Origin of the sequence: Photorhabdus akhurstii (assembly GCF_018448925.1) — a bacterium.
Lineage (GTDB): Bacteria > Pseudomonadota > Gammaproteobacteria > Enterobacterales > Enterobacteriaceae > Photorhabdus > Photorhabdus akhurstii.
Genome location: NZ_RCWE01000006.1, coordinates 17,067 through 29,594 on the forward strand (window position 1 = coordinate 17,067; position 12,528 = coordinate 29,594).

At 42.1% G+C, this 12,528-nt stretch carries 5 protein-coding genes; 2 read left to right on the forward strand and 3 right to left on the reverse strand.

Annotated elements, in window-relative coordinates; translation table 11 throughout:
• Window positions 1-255: 255 nt before the first annotated feature.
• Window positions 256-834 carry a YolA family protein gene (locus EAE93_RS09360; protein WP_036814526.1) on the forward strand — a complete coding sequence of 193 codons (579 nt, stop codon included), beginning with the start codon at window positions 256-258 and terminating at the stop codon, window positions 832-834.
• A 294-nt stretch (window positions 835-1,128) separates the two neighbouring features.
• Here EAE93_RS09360 and EAE93_RS09365 read toward each other — a convergent pair whose 3' ends face one another.
• Together EAE93_RS09365 and EAE93_RS09370 are read right to left on the reverse strand one after the other, a co-directional pair.
• Window positions 1,129-1,524, reverse strand: a complete 396-nt coding sequence (locus EAE93_RS09365; RefSeq protein WP_214039555.1) for a type III secretion system chaperone — start codon at window positions 1,522-1,524, stop codon at window positions 1,129-1,131.
• 2 nt (window positions 1,525-1,526) lie between these two features.
• Entirely contained in the window at window positions 1,527-2,306 is a 780-nt protein-coding gene (locus tag EAE93_RS09370; protein WP_250150963.1) for a hypothetical protein, read from the reverse strand.
• 477 nt (window positions 2,307-2,783) lie between these two features.
• Between EAE93_RS09370 and EAE93_RS09375 the strand changes: the two genes are divergently transcribed.
• Complete coding sequence (locus EAE93_RS09375) at window positions 2,784-3,053, forward strand: type II toxin-antitoxin system TacA family antitoxin (protein ID WP_052739647.1); 270 nt, start codon at window positions 2,784-2,786, stop codon at window positions 3,051-3,053.
• 1,548 nt (window positions 3,054-4,601) lie between these two features.
• Here EAE93_RS09375 and tcbA read toward each other — a convergent pair.
• Window positions 4,602-12,116, reverse strand: a complete 7,515-nt coding sequence (tcbA, locus tag EAE93_RS09380; protein WP_214039557.1) for an insecticidal toxin complex protein TcbA — start codon at window positions 12,114-12,116, stop codon at window positions 4,602-4,604.
• Window positions 12,117-12,528 lie beyond the last annotated feature (412 nt).

Here is a 12,528-nt window from a genome sequence, read left to right on the forward strand (position 1 = left end):
CAGTACTGAAATCTTCCCCAAACAAACCAGTACAAAATGTGCTCAATAGACAACAAAAAAGAGGTTATTTCTCACAAGTGAAGCGTAATTGAGGAAAAATTCCTTATCATTTATCCACCTTTGTTCCTCAGTGAAATAAGCAAGCAAACAATCACCTCCGCAAAAATTTCGATCATTACATAAATAAAATTTAATAATGTGATTTTCGCTCACTTCCCTAAAATTGGATTTTTCCATTTCTAAGAGAATTCAATAATGAAGAAAAATAAACTTGCTATGCTGTTATCTCTTGCTTCCTTGTTTGGCATTAATGCCTATGCCCAAACAGAGCAACCGAAAGAGGTCTCTACTGCTCAAAACGCCCTGGCAGCGCAATCCCAGCTACTACCTAACCCTGAGAGCCCCATCCGAGCTGAAGAGAAGGAGCTCAACACTAAGTCTGAGGTAGCTTACGTTGCCGCGCCTCCGCTAACCAATATGTGGGTCTATGCCGTTGGCTCAACGAATTGCGGATGGGAATACACTTCCAACTTACCGGTGACGAACTGCAATCACGGAGGATATCAGCTCCGCGCCGCCGTTCTGGAAATTGGCTATGGATATAATTCCTTTGCTTGGATGAACGGCGGTACACTGCCATACTCGCTGTACTCTTCTACACCAGTGTGCATTACAAACGGGCAATACAATTGGCCATGTGCTGCGGGCCAAATTGTGGTTGGCTTCCTGAAAGAATACAGCCTCGATGGCTACCAAAATGGTATCTTCAGCTACCAGAACACTTCTGCTAATTGGCCTCGAAATACCATGTCAACGCAGATCAGCATTCTTTGACCTGCTGAAATCCATTTAAGAGTCTATTAAGAGGGGCGGGAAACCGCCCTTGTTCATTCTTACGCACAGGTATCGACGCCGATGGTTTAACTTCGTAATTAGGAAATTATATAAAATTAATTTAAAAGTTTACCTCGGTGAATTTCTCACAAATTATTTCCGTCAGGCTCCCCCGTAGGAAAACCTGTACCCAGTAATAACATTACTAGTCAGCGAGTGGTATAACGAATGCACAAAATAATATCGCTCGTGGCTTGCAATAACACACCTGATTAATCTCTTAAAGTTTTTCGCCTAAACTTTGTGCCAAGAACTCCCTTGAATACTGAATGTCGGCCATTCTTGGCTTTCAGTGATAGGGACCGTAGCTGTAAGGTTCCTGGCTTGCTGTAACATCCGCTCGACCAAGTTGACCAACAACTCAGCATCCAGCCTCTCCAACCATTCACGGCTCCAGAGCAGAGTCTCACCCTCACCGCTACGGCTCAGTTGCAATGATGGCCAATCGGCCAGTGTAGCCAACGAACAAGGTTCGACATCACCTAACGGAATAAACAAAGTTACCAACTCATCGCGTTGGCGGATATGCAAACTAAAAGGGCCGAGCAGCAGATCGAGTCCCTCCGAATGTAGAGATTCTTCGGCCTGCCCAAGGCGTCGGCACAGTTCTGATAATAAGGAATTGAACATGGTTACTCTTTATGGTTGTCAAACACAGATTCAGTCGGCGGCCACAGGTTAGCGATCGGAGGATTACTCGGCGTACCTTGCAATCTACCACCTATGGTAGCAGCCCAAGGATCGATGACGTGTGCTTGCTTACCCCAAGTTTCGGGTTTGCTGAGTTCACTGCTGGGATCGCGCCCGACCACCACGAAGCAATGGGTCTGGGTATGCCCCTTAGAGCCACGATGAGCGACTACCTCAATGCGCTGCTGGTCACCTTGATTGTGCTTCACCAGTTCGGCTGCCGCAGAATAAGCTAAAGTGGTGCAGCAACCCGCTTGGGCTTGGGCGACACGGGCGGCGATAGATTGCAGTTGGTTAAGACTGACGTTGCCTTGTTTAGCGGCGATAGCCGCCATGTTGGACATCATGTTGGCTTGGTTGTTACCCCTCAGACGATCCGGGTTGTCATTGAATAACTTCAATCTCTCCATGATTTGCTGATAATGAGGATTCTGTTTGCTGACGAAAGTGCCAGCATCAGTGCATGCGTAAGTTCCCATCTTCTGTAAAGCTGGCATAGCCTGCTGCAACATAGCTTGGGGACCGGTCGTCATCACCTTTGGCTGGAAAGTGCGCACCATAGCGCCTTGTTCTGCCAGAGCCTGTTTAAGCTCGGCAAGGCGGGTGCTACGGGCTGCTACCTCTTTAGGGTGGTGGTTCTCCCAGTGCTGGATGGCATCTTGCACCCGCTGGGCTTGCGCGCTGTTGGGAGCACTCTGCAACTGGCGCAATTCGGCGATCAAGTGCTTGAGATCCGAGCTCTGGAAATGCAGCGAGCCACGTCGGACAGACTGTTCAAACAAGCGGTTGCCCTGTTCGAGTAGGGGAGAAGATACGGTGTGCTGAGGAGCTTGCGTTTGGCTAAGTGGCACATGACCGCTGATGGATGAAATTGGCATAACCTTTTCCAACATAAATTGAATTAATTAAGGGCATCTTAGTATTTTTCCTGTCCTGCTTATGTAAAAAAGTGACCCGATTTTTATCTGTTTTAGATGTCAGAGGAGAAGGATTATCCGGGGATAGGTGTCTAGGATTATTGAACCACAACAGCTCATACTGGACGAAGGCTTATGGCGGACTTTACTTATTAAACCGAGATAATCTAACAATGACAATGTAGTGTGGGGATACAAACTCAATATTAAAACTTGTTTACTCAATTTTTATGCAGCAAAATACCGTATACGTTAATTTACCGTACTTAAAGAGGAATAGTAATGACTGCTATCACTCGATTTGATTTAAAGATGGACACAGATGAAAGGGAAGTTATTTCTCACGCTGCGGCTTTAATGGGCACAACAATGGCTGCATTCGTACGCACAGCAGCTAAAGAGAAAGCACGTGAGCTATTAGGTAGAGACTCTCGCATAACAATGACAGTTCAGGATTTTCAGGCATTCACAACCGCTTTGAATGACGCTTTTACCCCCAATGCTGCTTTACAAAACGCAATAAATGCTGTACGCAAGGTGAAACGTGTTTGAAGAGAATTTCTTGATCCAAACTACTAAGAACGTACCCAACACAAACTATATTGCCAGAAAAAATAAAAATCCATATCTGCATTGAGTCGATATCCATATAGCTATTTAGCACGAAATGGACAAGAATATTTTACAATATATGTGTAGAATATAGGGCGTATACAGTGTTAACTATATACTTTAAAAGGCGTATGAACGGGATAGCGGAAGCTAGGCGTCTCATCCAACCAATGGTTACCAGCCCAAGAGCGGTTATAAAGAGTTCCCAGTTAATTTTCTTAGTTATAAAGTAAAAAACCTCTCATTATTGTGAGGTTTTTTACTTTATAAGTTTTCTAACCTGAATATTGTGGGCAATAACAAAGAAATTTATTTTTTTCTTCTGTGGCTGAATCGTACCGTGATCACTATCTCTGACGTAGGCACTTTCTACAAATAATCGTAATTTCCCTCGGCTTTCTCGTGACACTTTGAAATAGATTTCATAGTCTACAATTTCCCTATTGTCATTAGTGAATTCAATAGTAAAAAAATTCCCTTTCCCTGTCTTGTAACAAGTTCTTGAGTTTATCGTTTTTACTATATTTGGAAGGCAGAAAGACATAACGTATCGTTTAAAACAAAAAACACGTGTTTCTAGAAAATCTAAGTAATAGAGATCTCTGGGATAATTAGAAAGGGTTTCACCCTTGCGCTTATTAGGCTTCAGGGTAAAACAGTGTAGACCAAATTCAACAATAAATTTATAGCTCTTCTCCGGCTTAATACACTCTTTTTCTTGAATGTAAGTGAATTCGAATTCATCAAGATGATTAAGTCTATATTCTTGACCATTAAAAGTAAAACCACCCCAGCTTTTAATAATTCCCTCCCTGAATTATGACATAAAAGTAATAATAACCATATATTATTCTGGAATTGAAAAAACGTCTCCAGAAAAATAGATATAAAGATTTTCACGCCAAATCGCCTTACAACTCTCCTCACATTTATACAATAATTAATAGTTATTCCACATTTAAATACTCTCAATTACTCATTAAATTAATCAAACTAAGTAACTTAAACAATATCATATAAATAAGCATAATTATCTCTACCCAATGGATATTATACAAAATAGTTATTTTTCGCAACACTCTTCATAAACAACCTTTAATTTATAATCAGGCACAAGACAGGAATACATGTACGTAAAATCTAAAACTTCTTTTTAGTTTAATCATTAATAATGATCATTTCAGGTACGATATCGAAATTATCAATTTATACCAAACCTTAAGCTAAGGTCCTAAAAGACCCATTCCAGGCCAATCAAAATCATCACAAGAGATCTCACCTTTTTACATTACACGCCTTTAAGAAAATAAGAAAACAGAAAACAGAAAACAGAAAACAGAAAACAGAAAACAGAAAACAGATAGATTAAACTTAAATAATATAAAAACCTCAAGTTAATTTAAAAAATTATCTTCTATAAATATCTCATAAATTGCTTCTATCAGGCTCCCCCAAAAGAGAGCCTGTATTATATAATCGCGAAATTAATTAACGGATGGTATAACGAATATGCAAAATAATATCGCTCATAGTTTGCAATATTGCTTTCTGCTTGTCGGTAGCATTCGGAAATTGAAGATTCAGTGTACCCTGATCATCAAGAGCAATACCTTCAAATGGCAGGTATTTGCCGTCATTGAAATCCAACTGGAACTGACCACTATCATTGGTACCATGAGACACAGCCAACGCTGAACAACCTTTCGGCAATTGAGTACTGCCACCATAGCTGAGCATAGCCTGAACATCCTGATAAGGCCCAACCAATGCAGGTAGCGAAACACTGATTTGCTTAATACGACGAACCTTGTTGCTACCAACGATACTGTCTGGATAATCCGTTCCCAGTTTCAAGTCGGACAATTTGACCGAAGCTGACAGGATAGCATTAGCCAATGATAACCCATTTTCTTTAGTTCCTGCTGTTCCCTCCCCCTTATCCAATAATGCAGGTATTTGTTCCGCTAAATTAAAACGATCATTACCTTCCAGTGAATCATAAACCACTGCCAATGAAACCGTGCGTTCTACTTCCAAAGCGCGAGATTCCCATTTCAGATATGCCTCTTCCATTTGTGCCAGATTTTGTATCAAAGCTTCTCCACACAATAAGCCGGCGTAAGTTCCTTGCCATGCACCCGGTTTGACAAAGCTAATGGAATTATCATTAGCTTCCCATTGATAGGATTGCTCTGCCATCAGGCAACGTGATACGGCCAAGTCATAGAACTGGAAATAAATACCTGACAAACGCCCTCGTAACCAACTATATAACGCTTGATTACTGAATTTGCTTCTTAAGAAAGTAAGTTGTGCCTGCGCCTGAGCTTGCTGGGTTTTCAGGTACTCTTTTTGCATTTCAGCGGCTTCACGGCGAATAGACAGTGATTCCAGTTGCGCGTTTAACTGGTTAATCTCCGCTTGTGCGTTGTCACGCTGAATTTTCCATTCTTGACGGCGACGGCGATATATTTCCGACTGAGCAACTTTCTCCGCATCAACCATCTTGGCAGAAGCACTCAACTCAATACCGTCAGCGATGGCATAGGCAATAGCACCATAATGCATGCCGCCATCAGCCAGGCCGAAGATATTTGGTGCCATATCAACACCCGCGCCTGCCATACGGGAAATCTGCGCTCCCTGAGACTCAATAGCAGATTCTGAGCGTAACGCCAGCGCTCGCTGCTCACCTGCGTTGATGTTCTCCTCATACAGTTGGCTATAGCTGTCAAACCGTTGTTGCACTCCAGCTAAAGAGACTTGCAAGGCGGTTTTTTCCGAATCCAGCTCTGCCAATTGGTTATCCTGCATACGAATACTGGTCAGTATTAACTCGCTGGCTTGGGTTTGCAGTAGTTGACTCATAGCTTCCGCATCCTGACGCTCACTGTACCCCAATAGTGAACTACCGAACTGTATAAGCTGGTTAACCAAGCCCCGTGCCCCTTCTAGCATTTGAGGGAAGCGGTGAATAGTCAGCGGCGCCTTCGGCAAGTCGGCTCCCCCTTGAGAAGCTGAAACCGCCGCACTCAGTAAAGCTTTTGGATCAGCCGGTTTAGCATACAGCGGCAAGGAGAGCGGCTGGCCGTCAATCGACAGATTATGACGTAAATTAAACATACGCTGCGCCAGTGTCCGCCAGTAGCCTTTGAGCTTGCTATTTTCCTGCGGCAGGAATAAAGCGGTCAGGGAATTGGCTGTTCCTAGCAACGGGGTTTTTACCCTGCTATTGAGACGCAACTGGGTAAGCACTTGCTGACGAACCTGCTGTGTGGTTTTTGAAGCAGCATTACCCAATGTTGGATTAGCCCAAGTCGTACTCAGCATCACTTGTGGCTCATCACCCAACAGATTAAGCGCCTGTGTATACCACATTTTAGCTTCAGCCAACGTATCACGCTCTAACTGGCGGTAAGCAGCATCACCACGGGCCATTAGCAGATCCAACGTCGCCATAAAGGTAGCCACCTTGTAGTGCATCGGATCATCTTGGGCTACAGCATCTGGATCGGTGGAGTCCAGTTGTTGTGCATTCCAACTGGTGTCTTCTTCCAGCGGTCGCACGTTCCAGTGGTAGATAGCAATTTTACCATCAACGATATAACCGGATGGACTCCAGACATAACGGAACCAATGGTTCGCCGCATCAAAATTCTGTTCCTGCAACAAACGATGAGCCATCATCATCGGCGTGTAATAGAACAGTTCCCAGAAATAGAGAGCATTGGCGCCAGAGAAATCCATCGGTTCACTGTCGTTCTTTAATGCCTGTGCGGAAGAGAGACCACTAAAGGTCTTGTGATCGTCGCTGAGAAACCAACCGTGCGGATCTTTCTCATCAGTACGGTCGAACAAGATCTTATCAGTCGTTTCCTTTTGGTATTTAGCACGTACCCATAAGTGGTTCTTATTTCCAGTCGCCTCTATAAAATAGGATAAGAAAACTTTCACAACAGTTTGACTTGTTTCGCTAAGTTCTCCTTGATAAATCACAAAACTATCGTTCTCTTTAAATATATCAACATATTCAATAGCAAAGCTTTTATTAGTGCCATGAATAGACTCATCATATTTATCCAACACAAGCTGCACATATGTGCCCGCTCCTAATTGCGGTTCCTGAATATTCTGAGTTTCCATACTGAGCACTGCATCAATGCCACGATTAGCACGGCTAACCAACTGTTGAGCGAATAACGTATTCAAACGGGTACGATATGCGCCAATTTGCATATATTGAACACCGTTATTTTCGCTATATAACGCAATCACGTTCTCAGTACCGAGAACTTTTTTAGTTACCGGGATAATAAAAGTTTCTGCACCCAAGAATCGGCCATCTTGTGCCGTAGCGGTGAAATCAATCTCAATATGTGCCTGATTGTCGATGAAATTTAAATTCTTACAATCTATTGTCAGGTTATTGAACTGATAAATCATCTCCTCAAAACTGGGTGCCGGTTGCTGAGGAACATAGGTACTATTATCAGCAGTAAAGATTTGATCGTCACCACCCGCTTTTACGGTGACTTTTACTTTAGCACTATCAATGCCCGTATTGATATTAATCGGGTTGGATATTTTATAACTCGACCAATACCCACCAGTAACACTAATTACTTCAATCTCCTGGAGATTATAATAAAAATCTTTGTTACTGGTTCCAGCATCTATACATTGAGTTCCACCATTATAATCCGCTGTTTTATTGTCATCTTTCGAAGAAAAATACCACTTCTTATCTTCAGAGGAAGGGTTTTCATTATATATACAAATACTATCATCTGAGTTCTCGTCTTTTCCGAATTTAAACAATGGCACCAGATTAAAACGGTTTGCATCATCAAATGATGAATCATAAATTATAAATTTATCACCTAATGAAGCGTATTGTTTCATAAGATTACATTGTATACGGCGGGTTCCCGCATATCCATTATGAATAATACTCAATGCCATATTGGTAGATAGCCTTAAATCTTCTGCCGCCGATTCAAAAGTAATATTAGGAACACTACCACCATAAAGCATGGTTAAACTGTGATCACCCCAAGAATAATTACTGTTACTTGTCACAGAGGAAGGAATTTCATAATCCTCCGCATAACGGTTATTAACTCTTCTGGTTATGACTTTTTTATTGTCGCTATCCGGATCTGCCATCACAGTATCAAATTGCGGATAACTGTTATTCCAATAGTTAGTTGCTTGTGCATTCGTCATATTGTCTGATGACATATCAGCGAAAATATATAGCCCAGTGACCGGCGCATTATTATCGGTATAGGAGCTATAACTACTCTGCATCGAATAGAACATAACTAATAGAGTGTCTTCCCCTTGATAACCAGTACAATACAACCCTAAAGATTCAGCAGCATCAGTACTCGACGTGTAATTTTTTACCTTTTCTGTCACATCAAAAGTAAATGGTGTATTCCAACTACCGTCGTAACGAATATGAGCCAGTTTTAAGTTATATTGATAAATCGTGGTTTTACCATCATCACTTTTCTTTGATTGCTGCTCCAGCCATAGCAGATATAAGCGGGACATATAAACAACCGGACGGATGATATTTTTCCAAGGATTGACAGCACAGGTAATTTTATTCCACTCACCCCAAGCATTAGCGGCAAACTTGCCATTTTCACATTTGCTGTGATCAACACTACGCCAGTAATACGTACCCGGAGCTGCTTGGTCGATACCGATAAAATAAGTTAATCCTTGATCCACATTCACATTATCGTGGTAAGCACTAATTACTTTCAGATTTGCTACCTGCTCAAAGCTGGTCAAATAAGTTTTGAAAGCATCTTCCACCGTATCCGCATTTAGCTGGCTCTGGTTGATGGATTGCAACAGCGCATCCATCATTTTGGTTTGCCCAATGCGCTGAGTGGGATCAACATAGTTTTCTGGATAATAGACCAGTTCAGAGACACCAGCCCAAGTACTGTAACGTTTATTGTAACGTTCCCAGTCAGTGAAGAACTGACGGGTACTAACGTCCGATGCAAGCTGACCTTCATCTCGGTTTAAAGCCCGGTTAACGTACAGTTGAATACCGGCGATAGCTTCTGCAATACGTGAAGTGATCACATCGGCAGAAACCTGATTATCAATCAGCAAATAGGTATATAAACCGTTACGATCACGTACTCCAGCAGCACTATCGACAACAGCATTAATATAATAGTTACATAATGCCTTACTGAACGTCTCATCCAGTTTTTTCTGTGCCTGATTAGCATGATCAGCCATCAGCGCAGCCGCCGCAGCTTGCCAGGCAGCATAGTTATGATCTATCCCATATTTCAGGGCCATCATCCCTGCCAGATCCAGTGGAGAAACCGCCAAGGCCGAAGACATCTGTAACCATTGCAGAATAGCGTCAATCTGTGTCCAACTGGTCAGTTTTGTTAGATCCTTCTCCACCTGATTAGCTGCCATTTGTAGGAGAGATTCCTCCTTATTCATAGCTTGTGCTACATCGGTAACTGTCAAGGCTCCGTCTTTCAACGCCGCCAATATCAAGGAGGCATGTTGCCCCAAGCCATTAACCCAGGTATGAAAACCTTCCAAGGCCATCAGGGTTAACAGACCGTGATCCAGTATGCTTTTGCCTGCCACTAGCAGAGAAGATTGAGTCACGATCAGTGACAGTTCCGTTTCACTTAACCCAATACGACGATAGATCAGGCTCAATTGTGCCAGCACCTGAGCAAAGGTAATCACCTTCAAGCTGGTTGGTGTTGTTTGCACTTCTTCCCAAAACCCATCAACAGTTATTTGTGCCGGTTGAATCTGGTCTATCCACAACAGCAGGTCATACGCAACTTCTTGAGAAGTCAAATGCAAAGCCGAAGTGAAGCAAGGCGCCATTGCTCTTTTCAGATCTTCCCCAATCAGACTCTCTTTGCCATGCAAAGTTGAAGACAACGTAGCCGTCAGATTGCTAATTTCTGGCGTTAAAGTGGTGCTGTAAGTGGCCGTGGTCATCAGAAACAGGTCGGTAACTGTCCATTTTTGGGTCTTCAACCATTGAGTGATCCACAACAATGTTTCCACTATTTTGGCTAAATTATCGTCGGTAATCTGATAAATGTTGGTGTCGCCATAGCCACAAATCACCAACAAAATGTTCAATTCAGCAATAGTCAGGTTATGAATCTGGGCCAGCAAACTAACCAAATACAGATCAGACAAATTCTCTAAGTTATTTTTGATAACACCGTCTTCTTTACGATCAGTGATCAATAACATCTGATACAACTCACTGGCGTTAACCTGAAACGCGCGTTTTAAAACCGCCTTGCGTTGATCATCACCGGTACTGTCTGGTTTAAGGTTCAGATCAGGATTAGGAAGATGTTTGGAGTTGTCCTCACTGATTTCATAGCGAATACCATTGAGCGGCGGGTGATTAAATAGTTGCTCAAACTGGCTAAGCTGATTGCCAACAGCTTGCTGAGAGATATTAATATTAGCCAAAATAGCGGCTGTCTCTTCACTGATGCCATAACGATCAATATAGAATTTTACCCGATAAACCTTGTTTAATACCTCAACCGTGATGGATTTGGTGCTATTAACACTATCAACAATACGCTCCAACGTAGCAAAAGAGAGGCCGGTAGCTTTGAGCAACCGAATAGCCTTATTCATTTTAAGCAGGAAAGCTTTCGGGGAGTATTGGTCAATTTTAAAATTGGCGGCGGCAAAATTATAACTACCGCTATGCCATCTTTGTAACCCTATACTGAGTATATTGTCAGAGTCACTACGTTTGATTGTCGCCTGTGATTCATACTTTTGATTTATGACCATATCAGGATAGGGATTATGGGCAATCTCAGTCCAATCAGCGGAACCATCTTTATATTGCAGATAAAAATCATCCAAACCAAAACTATTGCTTAGATTGTATTTGATCAAATAATTGTCGCCACCCTGTGGATACAGCTCAATATAATTCGTCTGACTGGTATAATTATCCGATGGTGTTCGGGTAACACGAACTACTTCCATCTTACCCACACCATCGACCAACGGAATAACCAGAATATCACTGCTATATCCAACATGTGATAATGAAGTCGTCACGTAGGCAATATCTTCCGGTGAGACGCCATAATACCGGGCCAGATAACTTGGGGACATTAACTGAGCAGTAGTAATATCGCCAAAGTTTGTTTTATAAAGCGTATCAAGCGCGGCTTCATCTTTTTCCGGGATCTCCTCAATCAGCAAGTTATACAGTTCTGGCGAAATATGGGAGCTAATACCCAACAAAGTCACAGGATCGAGCTTAGCAGCAACAATGGGTGCCTGTGACAAATGACGAAATCCTGGATCACGTTCATGAACGATTTCACGAACAGTTTCATAAGCGTGATGATAAGGTGTCTCTCCACTTAAACGATAAGTTGACAACATATCCATCACTTCATCTTGTGATTTTCCTGTTTTTGTTTCGATCCCGGCAAGGCACAATTCATTAGAGAGAGCCAGCGTTGAAATTTCCTCATCCATATTTTTCTGGCTGAGCATTAAGCTTGCTAAATCCGGGCGACGTTTATCTAGGTAATAAATTGAGCTGCTGTCATGCAAGTTTTTGGCTTCACGGTACAATTCCGTCAAATAAGCCGCCGGTGAGAACATCGATGCAACCGAGCCCGGCGCGGCATAGTTATCAGCACGATTACCAAACAGATCACTATAACCTTGTATAAAACCCAACATTTGCCGGGTACCCAACCGAACAGCGTTTTTCAGCAGCGGATTAGCATAGGCAAAAATACGTTTTTCATGAAGTAGGTTTCTATCCTGTTCCGCTTGTGCAATTTCATAAATCCGTTTTGCTTCCCCCCAATTAACCATTCCCCGAGTTTTTTCCCGGAAAGTATCAAAGGGATACAAAGCAATTTCCGCCGGACAAGTTAATTGCAGTTTCTGACAAATAGTATCGATAGTGCTTGATAATGAGTTTTGCATAATTATCTCTCATTGATAATGTTATTGCAGCAGGTAAACAGAGACCAACTGCAAATGTGCAGTATTAACAGGTTAGGGATCAAAAACACGGACGAATATTATTGAAATAATATCGCCTGAAAACACCCATAGGGCTGATTCATCCTCTAATTTGGTTGGTATGAAATAGTGAATACGAAAAAATGCCACATAATGATATCAGGCATGGGAAATATATTTATCAGCCCAGAAGGGGGAGCCACAAACATATTTTTTTACGTTGGAGTGTTAAAAAATGATATGGTAATCATTGATATTTACCAAGATGCAGGATTTTATACGAGCTGATAAATTTGACGACTACAATTAGTTAATTTTATTTCCAATAAAGAGACTGAAAAAGTGATAATCATGTGAAATATATTATAAAGAC